The sequence below is a fragment of the Marinobacter shengliensis genome, assembly GCF_003007715.1.
Taxonomy (GTDB): Bacteria; Pseudomonadota; Gammaproteobacteria; order Pseudomonadales; family Oleiphilaceae; genus Marinobacter; species Marinobacter shengliensis.
Map to the genome: position 1 here is coordinate 274,242 of NZ_PXNO01000027.1, position 20,040 is coordinate 294,281.

At 57.2% G+C, this 20,040-nt stretch carries 18 protein-coding genes; 14 read left to right on the forward strand and 4 right to left on the reverse strand.

Annotation, left to right across the window (positions count from 1 at the left end; genetic code table 11):
• The first annotated feature begins 2 nt into the window (after positions 1–2).
• Genes C7H10_RS14430 through C7H10_RS14445 form a run of 4 tightly spaced genes read left to right on the forward strand, consistent with a single transcriptional unit; the run spans position 3 to position 3,244 of the window.
• Positions 3–680, forward strand: coding sequence for a TetR/AcrR family transcriptional regulator (locus tag C7H10_RS14430; protein WP_061331848.1), 678 nt, complete (start codon positions 3–5; stop codon positions 678–680).
• Positions 681–730: 50 nt separating this feature from the next.
• Positions 731–1,240: a L,D-transpeptidase gene (locus C7H10_RS14435; RefSeq protein ID WP_416376907.1), complete on the forward strand. Its 510-nt coding sequence runs from the start codon at positions 731–733 to the stop codon at positions 1,238–1,240.
• 23 nt (positions 1,241–1,263) lie between these two features.
• The gene (locus C7H10_RS14440; protein WP_106695437.1) at positions 1,264–2,472 is read left to right on the forward strand and encodes a mechanosensitive ion channel family protein; all 1,209 of its coding nucleotides are present in this window, start codon (positions 1,264–1,266) and stop codon (positions 2,470–2,472) included.
• On the forward strand, positions 2,456–3,244 hold the full coding sequence (locus tag C7H10_RS14445) for an S-methyl-5'-thioinosine phosphorylase (RefSeq protein ID WP_106695438.1): 789 nt from the start codon (positions 2,456–2,458) through the stop codon (positions 3,242–3,244). The genes C7H10_RS14440 and C7H10_RS14445 overlap by 17 nt, the downstream gene beginning before the upstream one ends.
• Here the strand turns inward: C7H10_RS14445 and C7H10_RS14450 are convergent.
• Positions 3,228–3,944, reverse strand: coding sequence for a CsiV family protein (locus tag C7H10_RS14450; RefSeq protein ID WP_106696006.1), 717 nt, complete (start codon positions 3,942–3,944; stop codon positions 3,228–3,230). The two genes, C7H10_RS14445 and C7H10_RS14450, sit on opposite strands and share 17 nt — an antisense overlap.
• Before the next feature lie 93 nt (positions 3,945–4,037).
• Positions 4,038–7,571 (reverse strand): transcription-repair coupling factor, encoded by a 3,534-nt coding sequence (gene mfd / locus C7H10_RS14455; RefSeq protein ID WP_106695439.1) that lies wholly within the window; start codon positions 7,569–7,571, stop codon positions 4,038–4,040.
• 171 nt (positions 7,572–7,742) lie between these two features.
• Between mfd and C7H10_RS14460 the strand changes: the two genes are divergently transcribed.
• From C7H10_RS14460 to sthA, 10 genes are all read left to right on the forward strand, one after another.
• A complete protein-coding gene (locus C7H10_RS14460; RefSeq protein WP_061331854.1) occupies positions 7,743–9,212 on the forward strand; it encodes a glyceraldehyde-3-phosphate dehydrogenase in 1,470 nt (489 codons plus the stop codon).
• Between the two features lie 234 nt (positions 9,213–9,446).
• On the forward strand, positions 9,447–10,793 hold the full coding sequence (locus tag C7H10_RS14465; protein ID WP_061331855.1) for a Na(+)-translocating NADH-quinone reductase subunit A: 1,347 nt from the start codon (positions 9,447–9,449) through the stop codon (positions 10,791–10,793).
• A gap of 4 nt (positions 10,794–10,797) precedes the next feature.
• Positions 10,798–12,006: an NADH:ubiquinone reductase (Na(+)-transporting) subunit B gene (locus tag C7H10_RS14470; protein ID WP_061331856.1), complete on the forward strand. Its 1,209-nt coding sequence runs from the start codon at positions 10,798–10,800 to the stop codon at positions 12,004–12,006.
• Positions 11,999–12,793, forward strand: a complete 795-nt coding sequence (locus C7H10_RS14475; RefSeq protein WP_106695440.1) for a Na(+)-translocating NADH-quinone reductase subunit C — start codon at positions 11,999–12,001, stop codon at positions 12,791–12,793. The genes C7H10_RS14470 and C7H10_RS14475 overlap by 8 nt, the downstream gene beginning before the upstream one ends.
• A gap of 2 nt (positions 12,794–12,795) precedes the next feature.
• Entirely contained in the window at positions 12,796–13,461 is a 666-nt protein-coding gene (locus C7H10_RS14480; protein WP_058090112.1) for an NADH:ubiquinone reductase (Na(+)-transporting) subunit D, read from the forward strand.
• Positions 13,461–14,069, forward strand: coding sequence for an NADH:ubiquinone reductase (Na(+)-transporting) subunit E (nqrE, locus tag C7H10_RS14485; protein ID WP_072677623.1), 609 nt, complete (start codon positions 13,461–13,463; stop codon positions 14,067–14,069). The genes C7H10_RS14480 and nqrE overlap by 1 nt, the downstream gene beginning before the upstream one ends.
• Before the next feature lie 41 nt (positions 14,070–14,110).
• Positions 14,111–15,337: an NADH:ubiquinone reductase (Na(+)-transporting) subunit F gene (gene nqrF / locus C7H10_RS14490; protein WP_061331858.1), complete on the forward strand. Its 1,227-nt coding sequence runs from the start codon at positions 14,111–14,113 to the stop codon at positions 15,335–15,337.
• Positions 15,338–15,346: 9 nt separating this feature from the next.
• Entirely contained in the window at positions 15,347–16,396 is a 1,050-nt protein-coding gene (locus C7H10_RS14495; RefSeq protein ID WP_106695441.1) for an FAD:protein FMN transferase, read from the forward strand.
• A gap of 11 nt (positions 16,397–16,407) precedes the next feature.
• Positions 16,408–16,650 (forward strand): (Na+)-NQR maturation NqrM, encoded by a 243-nt coding sequence (gene nqrM / locus C7H10_RS14500; RefSeq protein WP_058090108.1) that lies wholly within the window; start codon positions 16,408–16,410, stop codon positions 16,648–16,650.
• A gap of 62 nt (positions 16,651–16,712) precedes the next feature.
• Entirely contained in the window at positions 16,713–18,104 is a 1,392-nt protein-coding gene (sthA, locus tag C7H10_RS14505) for a Si-specific NAD(P)(+) transhydrogenase (RefSeq protein ID WP_061331861.1), read from the forward strand.
• A gap of 28 nt (positions 18,105–18,132) precedes the next feature.
• On the opposite strand, the gene C7H10_RS14510 is transcribed toward sthA, so the two are convergent.
• Positions 18,133–18,906: a glycerophosphodiester phosphodiesterase gene (locus C7H10_RS14510; protein ID WP_106695442.1), complete on the reverse strand. Its 774-nt coding sequence runs from the start codon at positions 18,904–18,906 to the stop codon at positions 18,133–18,135.
• A complete protein-coding gene (locus C7H10_RS14515) occupies positions 18,903–20,030 on the reverse strand; it encodes a 3-deoxy-7-phosphoheptulonate synthase (RefSeq protein ID WP_106695443.1) in 1,128 nt (375 codons plus the stop codon). Before C7H10_RS14515 ends, C7H10_RS14510 begins: the two co-directional genes overlap by 4 nt.
• Positions 20,031–20,040: the final 10 nt, after the last annotated feature.

A 20,040-nucleotide genomic window follows, 5' to 3' on the forward strand; every position in this document is an offset into this window, starting at 1 on the left:
ACATGGCGCAGTCTGATACCGTTGACCGCATACTCGACGCTGCTGAGGAGCTGTTTGCCGAGCGGGGGTTCTCCGAAACATCACTCCGGATGATCACCAGTAAGGCTAAAGTAAATCTGGCCGCTGTCAATTATCACTTTGGGTCTAAAAACGCGTTGATCCACGCGGTTTTTGCCCGATTTCTGACGCCATTTTCGGCGACTCTGGAAACCGCCTTCGACGACCTGGAAGAGCGGTGTGACGGCAATCCCCCCACGCTAAACCAGACCCTCTGGGCGCTCACTGAGAGTGCCATACGGATGCCCCAGCGCAATGAGCGTGGCATTTCCATCTTCATGCGCCTGTTGGGGCTGGCTTACACCCAGTCCCAGGGCCATCTGCGAAAGTTCCTGGAGCAGGAATACAGCCAGCCGTTTGGCCGGTTCATGCGACTGCTCAAAGAGGCTACGCCGGAACTCACCGCCGTTGACCGTTACTGGCGCATCCAGTTCATGCTGGGAGCCACGGCGTTCACCATGTCCAGCAGTGATGCTTTGCGGGATATCCTGCAGAACAAACTGGGTGTTGAAACCTCCGTGCAGGAGATTGCCGCCAGGCTGGTGCCATTCCTGGCAGCCGGCATGCAAGCGCCCGATAAATTGCTGACTCCGCCACCTGAGAGCAAAGTCTCTGTTGCCTGAGGTTCCCCGCCTCGGGTAGGCTTCCCTCTGGTTTTTAACCGGAGGGAGCCGTGCCCCCTGTACACACACCATCCAGCCTGATCTCGCACATTGAGATTTCCATCACCGACCAGACCCTGGTGCTGGTGGATTCCAGCGGGCAGGCGTTAGCCCGTTACCGGATATCCACTGCCCTGAATGGTCCCGGGGAGCGTAACGCCAGCGGTTGCACACCTCGCGGTGAACACTATGTGCGGGCCATGATCGGCCGCGGCCTGCCGCTGAACACGGTGTTTATCGCGCGCAGGCCCACCGGTGAGCGCTATTCGCCGGAGTTGGCCGCGGCGCACCCAGACCGGGACTGGATCCTGTCCCGAATTCTCTGGCTGTGCGGCCGTGAATGGGGGCGTAATCGTGGGCCAGGGGTCGATACGTTTCGCCGCTTTATCTACATCCATGGCACTCCGGATACCGAGCCTATGGGCGTTGCCCGCTCCCATGGATGCATTCGCATGCGCAATCAGGACGTTGCGGACCTGTTTGACCGCGTTGCGCCGGGCACACGGGTCTTGATTCTTTAATTACTGACGTTCAGAGGGATACGATGATCGGAGAAACATTAAGCATTTTGAACAGCTGGATAAAAGATTTCGGAATGCTTTCGGAAGGGTGGCGTGCCGGTATTCTGATCTTCATGCTGGTGTTTGCAACGGCCACTGCGGCATTCATTGCATCCCGCGTGATCGTTGCCCTGGAGAGCAAGTTCAGTGCCACCCGTAATCTCTGGGACGACGCTGTGCTCCATGCCGCCCGCAAGCCGGTTGTGGCGTTTATCTGGTTGCAGGGGGTCTATTGGGCAGCTGAGGTGGCCCATCACTTCTCCGATGCTGAAATCTTCAAGGCGAACGGTACGCTGTTGCAGATCGGATTTGTCTGGGTGTTGGTCTGGGCCATGCTCAGGCTGGTCAAAGAGGCAGAAAAGATTCTGATCTCGCCCATGAAAATGCGCAAACCGATGGACTACACCACGGTGAACGCAATCAGCAAACTGCTGAGGGCAGTGATCATCATCACGGCGGCTCTGACCGCATTGCAGACCCTGGGCTTCAGCATCTCCGGGGTTCTAGCCTTTGGTGGTGTGGGTGGCATCGCCGTGGGTTTTGCGGCGAAAGACCTGCTGGCCAACTTCTTCGGTGGCTTTATCATCCATCTGGACCGCCCCTTTAAAGTGGGCGACTGGGTGCGTTCCCCGGACAGGAATATTGAGGGTACGGTGGAGCACATCGGTTGGCGCCTGACGACCATTCGCACGTTCGACAAACGCCCGCTTTACGTTCCCAATGCGGCCTTCACTACCATTGCGGTGGAGAATCCATCCCGGATGACCAATCGCCGTATCTCGGAAACCATCGGTATTCGTTACGCAGACGTTCACGCCATGAAGAAAATCGTGGATGAAATACGTGACATGCTCAAGAGCCATGAGGATATTGCCGCCGATGAGACGCTGATTGTGAATTTTCTGGCCTTCAATGCGTCATCCCTCGACATCATGGTTTATACCTTTACCAAAACCACCCAATGGGTCCGGTTCCATGAGGTCAAAGAGGATGTTCTGCTGAAGATCAGTGACATTATTGAAAGCCATGGCGCCGAAGTGGCCTTCCCGACCCGCACACTGCACCTTCCCGATGGCGTGAGGGTTAGTGGCAATGACAGCGAGGAGTCGTCAGTATCCGAGCCGGGAAATGAGGATAATCGGGAGCAAAGCGCAGGCAAACAGGTGGAGAGCAAGAATGACAGCAGTCGCTGATAGCAAGCCGGTTGGTATCATTGGTGGAACCGGGCTGACCAGCCTCAGTGATCTCACCATTGTGGGTGAGGAAACCGTATCCACCCGCTGGGGGGAGCCGTCTTCCGCCCTGGTTCATGGCGTGCTGGGGCAACAGAAGGTGATGTTTCTGTCCCGACACGGTAACCCGCACCGGATTCCGCCCCACCAGGTGAACTACCGGGCCAATATCCAGGCGCTCTATGATGCCGGCGTTCGAACCCTGGTGGGTGTCAACGCCGTTGGCGGTATTCACCCTGACATGGGGCCGGCTCATGTGGTTATTCCGGATCAACTGATTGACTACACCTGGGGGCGGCCGAGTACCTTCTTTGAAGGGGAGCTGGAGCACGTCACCCACATTGATTTCACCTGGCCTTACGACGAGCAGGCCCGGGCGTTACTGGTTGCCACCGCAAAGGAGGCGGCGGTTCCGTTCTCGGACTTTGGTGTTTATGGCGCCACCCAGGGGCCGCGGCTTGAAACGGCAGCAGAGATACGCCGAATGGAGCGTGATGGCTGTGATATCGTGGGTATGACCGGCATGCCGGAAGCGGTGTTGGCGGCGGAACTGGGAATGCGTTACGTGAGTCTGGGCCTGGTGGTGAACTGGGCGGCGGGCAAATCCGACCACATCATTACCATGGCCGAGATTGAAGCGGCCATTGAGCAGGGAATGTCCGGGGTCCGGTTGATCCTTGAGCGCTCAATGGCCGGTCTTGGTCAGCTTGGGGAGCTCACTCCACCCGCTTGAAAAACACCAGCACGCCGATCGTGGGGGAGTCGATGAAGTGGATTTCCTCACTGCGCATGCGGCGGGTTTCCCTGATCCAGGTGGCCAGTTGAAGTGGTGAAGCCGACGTGGTTGTCTCGGACAGGCCGAAGCTGGCGTCGCCTTCTGTGTCTGGCCATGGGTCTGATGCTTCCGAGGCGCCAGGCTCCATGGCGTCTTCTGAAACATTCTGTGTTACCTGCATAACTCGCGGCGCGCTCTCGTCAATCATCCAGTGATTCAAATGAATGCCCACGTGCAGGAAGCGTTGCCGGTCAATGGTGATATGACCCTCCACAGCTCGCTGGCCCGCTTCCTGTAGCCAGTCTCCCAGCGCAATCTCAAGCGGCTCGCCGTCGTAATCGGGCGGGAAAGTCTGGTACCAGCCCGTGGCCGCCAGTACCCGATAGTTACCGCTGTTTTCAAGCCGTCGGGCAGCCTGGTTCAGGTGCAGCTCACTTTGTGGCACCAGCTTCAGATCGGATTGCCGGCGACCATCGGCCTGGTCTACCCACAGGGCTTTGTCGGGCCGAATGGTGGGCTCAACCTGTTTGCCGGACATTTTTTCTTCAATGCCGGACGGGTCAACCAGTCGTTCCAGGATAACGAATTCCGCTCGGTAGTAGTCCCGGGGTGTATTGCCTGACTGGCTCTGGGCCATCAGGGCGGTCGGGGCTAGCATGAGGGCTGCTGCCAGAAGGGCACCGATCAGTGTGTGCCGTAAACAGAATTGCTGGGCTTGCAAGAGTCTTACTCCACCTGAGTCGTTGTTTGCTCACGACGCCTTGGCTGGCTTGTTGCCCGGCGTCAATTCCGTGAGCATGGCTGCAATGGCGTCGAGTTTACCACTGGTTGAATCATCATTCAGCCGGAAGCGGAAGCTGTTGGCGCCTTCCAGCCTGTAGGTGTCCGGCGCGGATTGCACTTTTTTAACCAGCACCAGGGGGTCCACCGGTGTGGTTGCACCGAACTCCAGTCGCACCCATTCCTTGCCAGCGTCCACTTTCCCGATGCCCAGGGCCTCGGCTTTCAAACGCAGCCGGGTCTGGTTGATCAGATTCTTGGCCGGTTCCGGTAATAATCCGAAGCGGTCGATCATCTCAACCTGAAGTTCTTTTAATTCATCTTCGGTCTGTACGCTGGCAATGCGCTTGTACAGCATCAGGCGGTTGTGCACATCGGGCAGGTAGTCGTCGGGAATCAATGCCGGGATGCGCAGATTCATTTCGGTGCCGTGGCTCAACGGCAGTTCCGCATTCGGGGTACGGCCTTCGCGAATGGCTTTTACCGCCTCATCCAGCAACTGCATGTAGAGGGTGAAACCAATACTTTCAATTTGTCCGCTCTGTTCCTCGCCCAGCAACTCGCCGGCGCCGCGGATTTCCAGGTCGTGGGTGGCCAGCATGAAGCCGGCGCCCAGATCCTGAGCCTCGGCGATGGCGTCCAGGCGTTTCTTGGCATCGTTGGAGATGCTCTTGGGCGGTGGCGTCAAAAGGTAGGCATAGGCCTGGTGGTGCGACCGGCCAACCCGGCCGCGCAACTGGTGCAGCTGGGCCAGGCCAAACTTGTCGGCTCTCTCGATGATGATGGTGTTGGCGCTGGGAATGTCGATGCCGGTTTCCACAATGGTGGTGCACACCAGCACGTTGAAGCGCTTGTGGTAAAAGTCTGACATGATCTGTTCCAGCTGCCGTTCGCGCATCTGGCCGTGGGCCACGCCCACTCGGGCCTCGGGGATCAGCCGGCGCAAGTCTTCGGCGGTTTTCTCGATGGTCGACACATCGTTATGCAGAAAGTACACCTGACCGCCCCTCAGGATTTCCCGCAGGATGGCTTCTTTCACCATGGCCTCTTCACGCTGGCGCACGAAGGTTTTCACCGATAGCCGGCGGGCCGGGGGCGTGGCAATGATCGACAGATCCCGCAGGTGCCCCATGGCCATGTTCAGGGTTCTCGGGATCGGCGTAGCGGTCAGCGTAAGCATGTCCACCTCCGCCCGCAGGGATTTCAGCCGCTCTTTCTGCTGAACACCGAACCGGTGCTCCTCATCGATAATGACCAAACCCAGATTCTTGAACTTCACATCGCCCTGCAGCAATTTGTGGGTGCCGATCACAATGTCTGCCTTGCCTTCCTCGATAGCGGCCATGGCTTTGGTGGTCTGGCTGCCACTTCGAAAACGACTGAGCAGTTCCACGGTGACCGGAGTGTCGGAAAAACGATCCCGGAAGGATTCGTAATGCTGCTGGGCGAGCAGGGTGGTGGGTACCAGCACGGCCACCTGCTTGCCTGACCAAGTCGCCAGGAAGGCCGCACGCATGGCTACCTCGGTTTTGCCGAAGCCCACATCACCGCATACCAGGCGGTCCATGGGGCGCTCGCCGGTCATGTCTTCGAACACCGACTGAATGGCCACTTGCTGGTCCGGCGTTTCCTCGAACGGGAAGCCTGCGGCGAACGCCCGGTAGGCCTCTTTCGGGTCTTCAAACTGGAAGCCTTTGCGGGCTTCTCGGCGGGCGTAAACGTCCAGCAGCTCGGCGGCGGTATCGCGTATCTTCTCCAGGGCCTTTTGTTTGGCATTGCTCCAGCGGTCGGTGCCGAGCTTGTGCAGGGGCGCGTGCTCTTCGTCGGTGCCGGCGTAGCGGGAAATCAGGTGCAGGCTGGAAACGGGAACGTAGAGTTTCGAGCCACCGGCGTATTCCAGGGTCAGGAACTCATCGGCCTGGCCACCGGCATGGATGGTTTCCAGGCCTTTGTAACGGCCCACGCCATGGTCAATATGCACCACCGGCGAGCCGATACGCAGTTCGGACAGGTCACGGTAGCCGTGGTCGTCCACTTCCGTGGGTTTTTCGCGCCGGCGCCGCTGCAGAACCCGTTCGCCGAACAGCGCGGTTTCAGTAATCAGGGCGAGGTTCTGCTCCGGTAGCACCATTCCCTGTTCCATCGGCGCGATGGTGATGGCCAGGGTCGCGCTGTCACTTTCAGTGAATGCCTGCCAGCCGCTGAGGGTGACAGGCTTTAGCTTGTGATCCCGCAGGTTCTCGATCAGGGCTTCGCGCCGGCCGGAAGACTCGGCGCAAATCAGCACGCGGCCCGGGAAATCTTTGATAAAACGCTTGAGGCGCCCGGCTGGGTCTGCTGCCCGGCCATCCATGGCGACATCCGGTAGCGGTGTGGCGCCGCAATTGGCAGTGCCGGCGCCGTCCATGGCGTCGGGGGTGCAGGTGATGCGCGGGTATCGCTTGATCTGGCCAAACACTTCGTCCTGTAGCAGGAAAAGCTCGGCCGGCGGCAGAATCGGTCGCAGTCGGTCGTGCCGGCGGTCCTCGTGCCTGGCGCGGGTTTCCGCATCGAAAGCCGCAACAGCATCGTTCAGGCCGTCTGCGGTAAACACCAGTGTGGTGGCCGGCAGGTAATCGAACAGAGTGGCGGTCTGGTCAAAGAACAATGGCAGGTAATATTCGATGCCTGGCGGGGTAATGCCGTTGCTGACGTCCTGATAGACCGGAGCGTCTTTGTCGGCATGGGGGAAGTGTTCAAACCAACGATTGCGGAAGCCGGAGCGGGCCTCCTTGTGCCAGGGGAGCTCATGGGCTGGCAGCAGTTCGATCTGTTCGATTCGGTCAATGGAGCGCTGGGTTTCCGGGTCAAACGTGCGCAAGGTTTCGATTTCGTCGTCGAACAGGTCAATCCGGTAGGGCAGGTTGGAGCCCATGGGGTAGATGTCCAGAATCGCCCCGCGCACGGCATATTCGCCGTGCTCATACACATTTTCAGCGTGGTGATATCCCGCAGCCTCCAGTTGCATGCGCCAGCTGTCGATATCCAGGCTCTGGCCTACTTTTAATAGCAGGGTGTTGCCTTGTAGGTAACTTGGCGGCGCCAGCCGATGCATCAGGGTGCGGGCGGGCACCACCAGAACACCGTGGCGTGTGGATGGCAACCGGTGCAGGGTGCGGATACGCCTGGAAGTAATGTCCTGGTGGGGTGAAAACAGGTCGTAGGGCAGGGTTTCCCAGTCCGGCAGCGACAACAGTTCGAGGCCGTCTGCGGTCACCGTAGCGCCGTCTTCTTCCGGTGGCAGGTTCAGGAAAAACCGGATGGCTTGCTCCAGGCGGATGGCCTCATCGGTGCTTCGGGTAACCACCAGCGTTAGCCCTTTATGCAGCTTGGCGCTCTCGCAGATGGCCAGGGCGTCACTGCAACCGTGAAGCTGGCCCCATTTGCGGTGGTCGGCGCTTTTATCCGGCAGCGTCGGGGCAATCAACGGGGCGGGTGAGGCCGCACGGGCGGAACCTTGGGGCATGAGCTGTCAAATCTCCTGAGTTAGCGCGTCTGGAACCGAGCGGCGCTATTCTAGCGTTCGGGGGTTTCAGTGTCATGGCTGGTACCGACAAATCGCTATTTGCCGTCGGGCGTCTTAAGTTGGATAATGTGCGCCTTAAAATTATTCCCAGTGCTATACGAGGTTCCAACCGTGAGTCACGAACAAATCAACCAGCACCTGTCCAACTGGACAGAAAGAGAGTCCACCGCCGAAGCGATGATCCCGCTGATTGGCCGCCTGTACCGCAAAAACAACGTTGTTACGTCGGTATACGGCCGGGCGATCATCAACCAGTCGGTGATCGACATCATCCGTGCCCATCGTTTTGTTCGTCAGGTTGAGAACAGCGAGCTGTCCGTTCACGACACGCTGCCGATCCTGCAGGCCATGGACAAGCTGGATCTTGGTCGCGCCCACGTGGACATCGGCAAGCTGGCGGTCAAGTTCAAGGCTGAAGGCGGTGACCTCACCGAATTCCTGAAGCGTGAAATCGGCCCGGTGGTTGGCCAGTATGCCAGTCAGTCAGAGCAGGACGCCCAGAACGAAACCAAAGACGTAGTGCTCTATGGTTTTGGCCGTATCGGCCGTCTGCTGGCCCGCATCCTGATTGAAAAAGCCGGCGGTGGTAACAATCTCCGCCTGCGAGCCATTGTGGTTCGCCAGGGCGGTGCCGAAAACGATCTGGAAAAGCGCGCCAGCCTGCTGCGCCGTGACTCCGTGCATGGTCCCTTCGATGGCACCATCACCGTTGATGAAGAAAACTCCGCCCTGATCGCTAATGGCAACTTTATCAAGGTGATCTATTCCGATGGCCCCGACAAGGTCGATTACACCGCCTACGACATCCACAATGCCATTGTGATCGACAACACCGGTAAGTGGCGTGACGAAGCCGGCCTTGGTCTGCACCTGAAGTCCAAGGGTGTCAGTCGCGTGATCCTGACAGCGCCGGGCAAGGGTGATATCAAGAACATCGTGTATGGTATCAACAACGACTGGATTACCGATGAAGACAAGATCCTGTCCGCGGCTTCCTGCACCACCAACGCCATTACACCGGTGCTGAAGGCCATCAACGACGAATACGGCATTGAAGATGGCCATGTTGAGACCGTTCACTCCTACACCAACGACCAGAACCTGATCGATAACTACCACAAGGGTAGCCGTCGTGGCCGTAGCGCAGCACTGAACATGGTTATTACCGAGACAGGTGCGGCCAAGGCTGTTGCCAAGGCGCTGCCGGAGCTCAAGGGCAAGCTGAGCGGTAATGCTATCCGGGTGCCGACGCCGAACGTGTCCATGGCCATCCTGAACCTGAATCTGAAGTCAGACGTGGATGTAGAGAAGGTGAACGATTACCTCCGCGACATGGCTCTGCACTCTGAGTTGCAGAAGCAGATCGATTTCGTGAATTCCCCGGAAGTGGTATCCACAGACTTCGTAGGCTCCCGCCATGCGGGCATTGTCGATGCCCAAGCCACCATCGCCAACGGTAAGCGCCTGATTCTGTACGTATGGTACGACAACGAGTTCGGTTACAGCGCTCAGGTTATCCGCTGTGTCAATCAGATGGCCGGCGTAACTTACCCGATCTTTCCGAAGCGGGCACGTGACTAAAGTCTAAGTCTGTTTCAGTCAAGTCGGATCAAAAGGCCCCGGTAGCGTGAGCTGCCGGGGCTTTTTTACTACTTTGGAGGGATAAAACCATTTTCCTTACCGGTGGAAATAGGTTTCCTTAATCTCTATAATTGGCGCGATTTTGGGTATGTCTGGCACCCATATTCTCACCCCCGAGCGGCGGGGCCGGGCGTTAAAATCCACAGAAAAGTTTCTGATGATTGGATGAGGCTAATGATCAAGATCAAAAAAGGCCTGGATCTTCCCATCAGCGGCGCTCCCGAACAGACCATTACTGACGGCAAACCGATTCGCCACGTGGCATTGATCGGCTTTGACTACAACGGCATGAAGCCGACGATGGCTGTGAAAGAGGGAGACCGTGTCAAGCGCGGTACGCTGCTGTTCACGGACAAGAAGACCGAAGGCGTTCGTTATACTTCACCGGCAGCCGGTGTAGTGAAAGAAATCAACCGCGGTGAGCGTCGCGTGTTCCAGTCTGTTGTCATCGAAGTGGATGGCGATGAGGCGGAAACCTATGCCCGCTACAACGATTCCGATCTTGCCGGCCTGGAACGCCAGCAGGTAGTTGATAACCTGGTTGAATCCGGTCTGTGGACAGCGTTCCGCACCCGGCCTTACAGCAAGGTTCCGGAAATCGACTCCGCACCGAACTCCATCTTTGTTTCTGTCATGGATACCAATCCGTTGGCAGCAGACCCTACCGTTATTATCGGCGAGAACAGCAAGGCGTTCGAAAAAGGCCTGACCATCATCTCCCGCCTGACCAACGGTAAGGTATTTGTGACCGGCAAGCCCGGCTCCGACGTGTCTGTACCAAAAGCAGACAACATCGAAGTACACCAGTTCGATGGTGTGCACCCTGCCGGTAATGTGGGCACCCATATCCACCACCTGGACCCGGTTTCAGCCAGCAAGACTGTCTGGAGCATCAATTATCAGGACGTGATCGATATCGCCAAACTGTTCGAGACCGGTGAAGTGCCGGTTGAGCGCATTGTGGCTATCGGTGGCCCTAAAGCCCTGAAGCCCCGCCTGGTTCGTACCCGCCTGGGTGCCAGCCTGCCGGAACTGCTGGATGGCGAGATCGCCACTGATTGCGACGTCCGTGCCATTTCAGGCTCGGTATTCGGCGGTCGTCGTGGTGACGGCCCCTGTGCCTACCTGGGCCGCTTTGCCAATCAGGTGTCGGTGCTGGAAGAAGGCACCAAGCGTGAGTTCATTGGCTGGCTGTCTCCGGGCACCAACAAGTTCTCGGTGCTGAACATCTACCTGTCCAAGCTGACCGGTGGCAAGCTGTTCAACTTCACCACCACCACCAACGGCAGTGAGCGGGCCATGGTGCCTGTCGGTGCCTATGAGCAGGTGATGCCGCTGGACATCCTGCCGACTCAGCTGCTGCGAGCACTGATTGTTGGCGATACCGAAGTGGCACAGAAACTTGGCGCCCTGGAGCTGGATGAAGAAGATCTGGCGCTGTGCACCTTTGTGTGCCCCGGCAAATATGAATACGGTCCGATTCTCCGCGAGAACCTGACCCGAATCGAGATCGAGGGATAATACGATGGCTATCCGACAGTTTCTCGATGGAATCGAGCATCATTTTGAAAAGGGTGGTAAGTACGAGCGCTGGTATGCCCTGTACGAAGCCGTTGATACCATTTTCTACACCCCTGGCAAAGTAACTTCCACCACGGCCCATGTGCGTGACGGCGTAGACCTCAAGCGCATCATGATCACTGTGTGGTTGTGTACTTTCCCTGCCATGTTCTTCGGTATGTGGAACATTGGTTTTCAGGCCAACAATTTCCTGGCAGCCAACCCGGATGCCATGATTGCCGATGGCGGCCTGCGTGAAGCCTTTATCACCGCCCTGGCCGTGACCGGCGCCGGTGCCGGCTGGTGGGACAACTTCGTCTACGGCATGGCCTACTTCATTCCTATCTATGCCGTCACCTTTGTGGTGGGTGGTTTCTGGGAAGTGCTGTTTGCCACCGTGCGTCGTCACGAAGTGAACGAAGGCTTCTTCGTAACCTCCGTACTGTTTGCTTTGATCTGCCCGCCCACCATTCCGCTGTGGCAGGTGGCCCTGGGTATCACCTTCGGTGTGGTTATCGGTAAGGAAGTGTTCGGTGGTACCGGCAAGAACTTCCTGAACCCGGCCCTGACTGGTCGTGCCTTCCTGTACTTTGCCTATCCCGCGCAGATTTCCGGCGACACTGTCTGGACTGCAGTTGATGGCTTCAGTGGCGCAACGGCTCTGAGTTGGGCTGCCTCTGGCGGCCTGGAAGCACTGGAAACCCAGATCGGCTGGATGAATGCCTTCGTGGGTAACATTCAGGGTTCCATGGGTGAGACGTCCACCATTGCTATATTGATTGGTGGTCTGATCCTCCTGGCCATGAAGATCGCCTCCTATCGCATTGTCGGCGGGGTGTTGATCGGCATGATCGGCATGTCGTTGCTGTTGAACATTGTCGGGTCCGAGACTAACCCGATGTTTGCCATTCCGGCTCACTGGCACCTGGTTATGGGTGGCTTCGCCTTCGGCATGATGTTTATGGCGACAGACCCGGTATCGGCTGCGATGACCAATACCGGTCGCTGGATGTTTGGCATTCTGGTCGGTGTGATGACCATCCTCATCCGTGTGGTCAACCCGGCCTTCCCGGAAGGCATTATGCTGGCCATTCTGTTCGCCAACCTGTTCGCCCCGCTGATGGACCACTACGTGGTTCAGGCCAACATCAAACGGAGGCTCGCACGTGGCTAAGAAAAAAGAGACGGTCGGAAAGACCATTCAGGTCGCTTTCGCCCTATGTATCGTTTGCTCTGTGATTGTGTCTGCTGCAGCTGTATCCTTGCGCCCGCAGCAGGCCCTGAACCAGGAGCTGGACATCAAGTCCAATATCCTTCAGGCCGCCGGCATGGCTGAGTCTGGCGCCAATCGGGCCCGTATCGAAGAACTGTTTGGTCAGTTCGAGCCGCGCCTGGTTGACCTGCGTACTGGCCGGTTCACCACCCCGGAAGAGCTTGGCGTGCCTGATGTACTGAGCTACAACCAGTACCGCGCTGCCGGTGATCCGAACATGTCTACCCGCCTGTCGGGTGAGCAAGACACCGCCAATCTGCGTCGTCGTGCCCACGCAGCCACGGTTTACATCCTCGAAGAGGATGGTGAGCTGGTTCGTGTGGTGCTGCCGGTTCACGGCCCTGGTCTGTGGTCCACCTTGTATGGGTTCATTTCACTGGAAGGTGATCTGAACACCATCGAAGGCCTGGGCTTCTATGACCACGCGGAAACGCCTGGCCTTGGCGGTGAGGTAGACAACCCTCGCTGGAAAAGCCAGTGGGTTGGCCAGAAGATCTACGGTGACGACAAGAGTGAGCCCCAGATCCGCCTGATCAAAGGCGGTGCCAATCCGGACAGCGAGCATCAGATTGATTCCCTGTCTGGTGCAACGCTGACGGCTCGCGGTGTCGAGAACCTGATCAACTTCTGGATGGGTGAGAACGGTTTCGCGCCGTTCCTGAAAAATCTGCGCGACGGGGAGGCCTGATCATGTCTGACGTATCAGCCAAGAAGGTTCTTTTTGAACCGATTTTCAGTAACAACCCCATCGCCCTGCAGATTCTTGGGATCTGTTCGGCGCTGGCGGTGACCACCAGCCTGAGCGTTACGCTGGTAATGTGTGCTTCGGTTATTGCGGTAACCGGTTTTTCAAACCTGGCGGTATCGCTGATTCGTACCCAGATTCCCAACAGCATCCGGATCATCGTGCAGATGACCATCATTGCGTCGCTGGTAATCGTGGTCGATCAGGTACTGAAAGCCTATGCCTATGAAATCAGCAAGCAGTTGTCGGTATTCGTTGGTCTGATCATCACCAACTGTATCGTTATGGGCCGGGCCGAGGGCTTTGCCATGCAGAACCCGCCGATGCTGAGCTTCCTGGATGGTATCGGTAACGGTCTGGGTTACTCCATTGCGATCCTGTTCGTGGCGTTCTTCCGTGAGCTGTTCGGCTCTGGTGAACTGCTTGGTTTCACCATCCTGGCCTCGGTTAACGATGGTGGCTGGTATGTGCCGAACGGCATGATGCTGCTGCCGCCGAGCGCATTCTTTATCATCGGTCTGGGCATCTGGGCACTGCGTACCTGGAAGCCGGATCAGGTTGAAGAGCCTGATTTCAAGATGTCAGCCCATAAAACCCGGGAGGCCTTCTAATGGATCATTATCTGAGTCTTCTGGTTACGGCCATTTTCGTTGAAAACCTGGCGTTGGCGTTCTTCCTGGGGATGTGTACCTTCCTGGCGATCTCCAAAAAGGTAGAAGCGGCGATTGGTCTGGGTATTGCGGTGGTTGTGGTACTGACTCTGTCTGTGCCGGTGAACAACCTGATTTTCAATACCGTTCTGCGTGAAGGTGCCCTGTCCTGGGCGGGTCTGCCAGATGTTGACCTGAGCTTCCTGGGACTGCTGACCTACATCGGTGTTATTGCGGCACTGGTGCAGATTCTTGAGATGGTTCTCGACAAGTACATCCCGTCGCTGTACGCAGCGCTGGGCGTGTTCCTGCCGCTGATCACCGTTAACTGCGCGATCCTGGGTGCGTCACTGTTCATGGTTGAGCGTGACTACAACTTTGGTGAGAGTGTGGTGTACGGCTTTGGCGCCGGCGTGGGCTGGGCCCTCGCCATTGGTGCCCTGGCGGGTATCCGCGAGAAGCTCAAGTACAGTGATGTTCCCAACGGCCTGCGTGGCCTTGGTATTACCTTCATCACTGTCGGCCTGATGTCGCTCGGCTTTATGTCGTTCTCCGGCATCTCGCTGTAATGCGCACCCGGATCATCGGATAACTACGAGAAGGCGAGACCATGAATACAGAAATTATTCTTGGCGTGGTCATGTTTACCGTCATCGTGCTTGCACTGGTGGCGGTGATCCTGGCAGCGCGCTCAAAACTGGTCAGCACCGGCGACGTCACCATTGAAATCAATGACGACCCGGAACACACCATGAAAACGGAAGCAGGTGGAAAACTGCTGAACACCCTGGCGGGCAACGGCATTTTCCTGTCGTCTGCCTGTGGTGGCGGTGGCACCTGCGCTCAGTGTAAATGTAAGGTTCTGGAAGGTGGCGGCGCCATGCTGCCCACTGAAAAGACCCACTTCACCAACCGTGAAGAAAAAGAAGGCTGGCGCCTGTCGTGCCAGGTTCCTGTAAAACAGGACATGAAGATCGAAGTACCGGAAGAGTTCTTTGGCGTGAAGAAGTGGGAGTGCGAGGTGGTGTCTAACCATAACGTGGCCACCTTCATCAAAGAACTGGTACTGAAGCTACCGGAAGGCGAGGAAGTGGACTTCCGCGCTGGTGGCTATGTGCAGCTGGAGTGCCCTCCCTACGAAATCGATTTCAAGGACTTCGATATCGAGGAAGAGTTCCACGAAGACTGGGACAAGCACGATATCTGGCGCTATAAGGCGATCAACAAGGAAGACACCATCCGTGCCTACTCCATGGCGAACTACCCGGAAGAGAAGGGACTTCTGAAGTTCAACATCCGTATTGCGACACCGCCTCCGGGCACCAATCACCCGCCAGGCATCATGTCCAGCTACGTGTTCAACCTGAAGCCGGGTGACAAGGTCACTGTAATGGGGCCATTCGGTGAATTCTTTGCCAAGAAGACCGACGCGGAAATGGTGTTCATCGGTGGTGGTGCCGGTATGGCGCCCATGCGCTCCCACATCTTTGACCAGCTCAAGCGCCTGAATTCCAAGCGCAAGATCAGTTTCTGGTATGGTGCCCGCAGTGTGCGCGAAATGTTCTATGTGGAAGACTTTGATGGTCTGGCCGCAGAGAACGAGAACTTTGAGTGGCATTGCGCCCTGTCAGATCCGCTTCCGACTGACGACTGGGATGGCCCTACCGGCTTTATCCATAACGTGTTGTACGAAAACTATCTGAAGGACCACCCGGCTCCGGAAGACTGTGAGTTCTACATGTGTGGGCCCCCAATCATGAACGCGTCCGTCATCAAGATGCTGAAAGATCTTGGTGTTGAGGACGAAAACATCATGCTGGATGATTTCGGAGGTTAACAGGCTCAGATGACATCCCGCATGTTTGGACCCGTCAGGGTGGTTGTGGTCGGCGTCTTTATGACGCTGATCATGGCTGCCCTGGCGGGTTGCTCGTTTCAGGAAAAGGAAAAAGTCTGGGAGATTTCCGGAGGTATCTTCGGAACGACCTATCACATAAACGTCGTATTGCCAGAAGACAGGGAACGCCTGCAGACTCTGGCTCAGGGTATTCAGAAAGAGCTGGAAGCGGTGGATGCGTCCATGTCAACCTGGAAGCAGGATTCCGAGTTGTCACGGTTGAATCGCAAACAGGACCAGTCGGAGTGGACGGAGCTTTCTCCGGCCTTGTTTGAAGTGATACAGCGTTCCCAGGAAATTGCCGAGCTGACCGACGGGGCGTTTGATATCACCATCGGTCCCGTGGTCAATCTCTGGGGCTTCGGGCCGGATGCCCGGCCTGATACCGTCCCGTCCGACGCGGCCCTTGAGAAAGCGCTTTCAGATACTGGCTACCGCTATCTCGAGCTGAACGCAGAGGCCATGGCGTTGCGTAGCGAAAAGCCCCAGTACATCGATTTGTCCGGGATTGCCAAAGGCTATGCTGTCGATGTGGTGGCCCGTTACCTGGACCGTGAAGGTGTGCAGGCGTACCTTGTAGAGATCGGTGGTGAGGTGAGGGTCAATGGGCGGAAACCTGACGGCGGTGCCTGGCGCCTGGCCATTGAAGAGCCATCGGAACAGGCAAGGCAGGTCAGCAAGATAGTGGCCATGGATCAGCATGCGATGGCAACCTCCGGTGACTATCGTAACTATTACGAATCGGATGGACAGCGTTACTCGCATACAATAGATCCATCGACTGGTAAGCCGATCACCAACAGGATAGCGTCTGTGACGGTGATTACCGAAGACAGTATGACTGCCGACGCTCTAGCCACCGCATTCACCGTGATGGGTTATGAGCGGGCACGGGCGCTGGCAACGCGGGAAAATATTCCTGCTTATTTCATCGTGCGAGGCGAGAGCGGCTTTGAGGTGCATGAAACACCGGCTTTCTCTTCCTTCGTGGTTCAGTAAAGGAGGTCAGTATGGGTACCTTTCTTCTCGTTTTGTTCATTGTGGGCATTCTGATTGCCGGCATGTCGATTGGCGTCATCTTTGGCCGTAAGCCCATCAGCGGCACCTGCGGTGGAATTGGTGCCCTGGGCATCAGCCAGTCCTGTGATATTTGTGGCGGTAACACGCAGAAGTGTGAGGAAAGCCGCAGCGAGACCGGGGCCTCTGAGAAAGCGGAAGACCTGGCCTACGACGCCTCGCGCACAGAAAAGTAAGCGACACTCATCAATAAATAAAACTACGCATTTTATGGCGTAGATAAGGAGTCACTGCGCACATGGCAGAGCATCATTACGACGTCGTCGTTATTGGCGCCGGCCCTTCCGGTGAAGGGGCGGCAATGAACGCGGCCAAGCACAACAAGCGAGTCGCCATCATTGAAGACAAACCGACGGTGGGCGGTAACTGCACGCACTGGGGCACCATTCCATCCAAGGCGCTGCGTCACTCGGTGAAGCAGATCATCACCTTCAACACCAATCAGATGTTCCGGGATATCGGCGAACCGCGCTGGTTTTCCTTCCCGAGGGTGTTGCAGAACGCGCAGAAGGTCATCGGCAAGCAGGTTAAGCTGCGCACCCAGTTCTATTCCCGTAACCGGGTAGACCTGATCAATGGCCGTGCGTCGTTTGTCGACACGCACCGGCTGGAAATCCGTGGCAACAAGTCTGTGGAGACCATCCACTTCAAACAGGCCATTATTGCTACTGGCTCCCGTCCGTATCTGCCGCCCGATGTGGATTTCCGCCATCACCGGATTTACAACTCTGATTCCATCCTGAACCTGTCCCACACCCCGCGCACCCTGATTATCTATGGCGCCGGCGTTATCGGTTCCGAGTACGCCTCCATTTTTGCCGGGCTGGGTGTAAAGGTTGACCTGATCAACCCGGGCAGTCGCCTGTTGTCATTCCTGGACGACGAAATCTCCGATGCGCTCAGCTACCACCTTCGCAACAACGGTGTGCTGGTTCGCCATAACGAGCAGTACGAATCGGTGAAGGGCGACGACCACGGTGTGGTGCTTTCCCTGCAGTCTGGTAAGAAAATTCGCGCCGATGCCTTCCTCTGGTGCAACGGGCGAAGTGGCAACACGGAAAACCTTGGGTTGGAGAATGTGGGCCTGGTGCCCAATGGCCGCGGCCAGTTGGCAGTGGATGACCACTACCGTACCGAGGTGGACCACATCTACGCGGCGGGCGATGTGATTGGCTGGCCGAGCCTGGCCAGTGCAGCCTATGACCAGGGCCGTGCGGCTTCGTCAGATATCACCCAGGACGAGTATTTCCGATACGTGGATGATGTGCCCACGGGTATCTACACAATTCCTGAAATCAGCTCCGTCGGTAAAACCGAGCGGGAGCTGACAGAAGCCAAAGTGCCATACGATGTTGGTCAGGCTTTCTTCAAGGACCTGGCGCGGGCACAGATCACGGGTGAAGCGGTGGGCATGCTGAAGATCCTGTTCCACCGTGAGACTCGGGAGATTCTGGGTATTCACTGCTTCGGTGACCAAGCGGCTGAGATTGTGCACATCGGCCAGGCGATCATGAACCAGAAAGGGGAGGCGAACTCCCTGAACTACTTCATCAATACCACGTTCAACTACCCGACCATGGCGGAAGCCTATCGGGTGGCGGCGTTGAACGGCCTGAACCGGATCTTCTGATCCGGTCAGTTCCGTACCGGCGCCGGTATTATGCCGGCTCGGGCATTCCTTCCTTTGCTGGCAAGCTCAGAACGGCTCTGGCGCGGTTGTCGAAGAACATCCGTGTGCTTGTAGGGTAGTCGGTAATAATGCTGTCTACGCCCATCTCTTCCAGCTTCAGCATGTCGTGAATGCGGTTCACCGTCCAGGTGGACACATGCATATTACGCTTGTGGGCCTGGGCAACCATGTCGGCATTCAGAATCTTCCAGTTCACACAGAAATACTCACAGCCCAGGCGGGTAGCCAGGTTCAGCGGCTTCGGGAACTTTCGCTCAGCCACAAGGCCAATCCGGAGGTTCTTGTCACGGCGCCTCAGTTCCCTGAGGAACCAGGGATCGGATGAGGTAACGGCGGCGGTCTGGTAAAGGTTCCGGCGCTGGATCACTTCTGTCAGGCGATTGCAAAGTATGTTCAGGCGGGCCCGGTTGTCCTTCTTCACTTCCAGCTGCAGATGCTCCAGATCGTCGAACTGGTCGAGCAGGTTTTCGAGAGTCGGAATGCCCACTTTGCGGGGCCAGGCGCTGGTGTTGCGCCGAGCGTCCATGTCGGCCAGCTCGGCGGCCGTGTAATGGCCGACATTGCCCTTTTGCCCGGTAGTGCGATCTACCGTCAGGTCGTGCACCAGCACCGGCACGCCGTCTTTTGACAGCACCAGGTCCAGCTCGAAGTGCCGGATACCATGCCGATAGGCATGGATAAAACCGGGCATGGTATTTTCTGGAGCCTCACCTTTGGCCCCGCGGTGACCATAAACGATCATTCTGCAGTACTATCCTTGAGAGTCTGGTAAATAGCCTGGCGTTTCTTCCAGGTGTCGTGGCAAAGGCGAATATCTTCCAGATACGCCGGCAACTCTTTCATCAGCAGGGCCTGAGGGCCGTCAACCAGAGCTTTCTCCGGTTTCGGGTGGAAGTCTACCAGCACCATGTTGGCGCCGGCGATCACGCCCTGGGCGGTGGCGTGCATCACGTCCAGAATACCATCCGGTGAGCGGTCCCGGCTGCCCACGGAGTGGGACGGGTCTACACACACCGGCATGCGAGTCAGGCGCTTTACCGCTGGTACGTGGGCGAAATCCACCATATTTCGGTGCGGCTGGCCGGCCTCGGTTTTCATGCCCCTCAGGCAGAAAATCACGTTGGCGTTGCCCTCACTGGCCAGGTACTCCGCGGCGTTCAGCGACTCGTTCAGGGTAATACCAAAACCGCGCTTGAGCAGTGCCGGGTAGGTTTTCTGCCGGCCTATGGCTTTGAGTAGCTCGAAGTTCTGGGTATTCCGGGTGCCAATCTGCAGCATCACACCGGTGGGCCGGCCCAGTTTCTCCAGGCAGTTATCGATCTCTTCGATATGGCTTTCGTGAGTAATCTCCATGGCAATAACCTTGATGCCATGCTTGCCGGCTTTCTCGAAGACCCAGGGCAGGCAGCCCTTGCCGTGCCCCTGGAACGAGTATGGGTTGGTGCGGGGTTTGTAGGCGCCCATGCGGGTGCAGACCTCGCCATTGTCCTCCAGCGCCTGCATCATCTGCTCAACGTGCTCGGGTACGTCTACCGCACATAGCCCGGCAAAGATGTTCAGGTTGTTCTGGCTGAACTCGACGCCGTTGTAGGTGAAACCGCTCTGGCGGTGATCGTCTTTGTGGCGGCCCAGAATGCGGTAGTCATCAGAGATTCGGATGGCGCGCTCCACGGCGGGTAGCGCTTCAATCTCTTCCTTGTTCAGTGTTTTGGTGTCGCCCAACAGATAAATCTCTGTCAGCCGCTGGCTGGCACCCTGAACCTCGTGTACCCGAACACTGACACCAGGCAGGTTTTCCAGGTAGTGCATGGTCTGGCGGTAGGCTTCGCTGTCCAGTTCTGTGTTGGGGTGAAGAATGGCTAACATGGAATCTCCT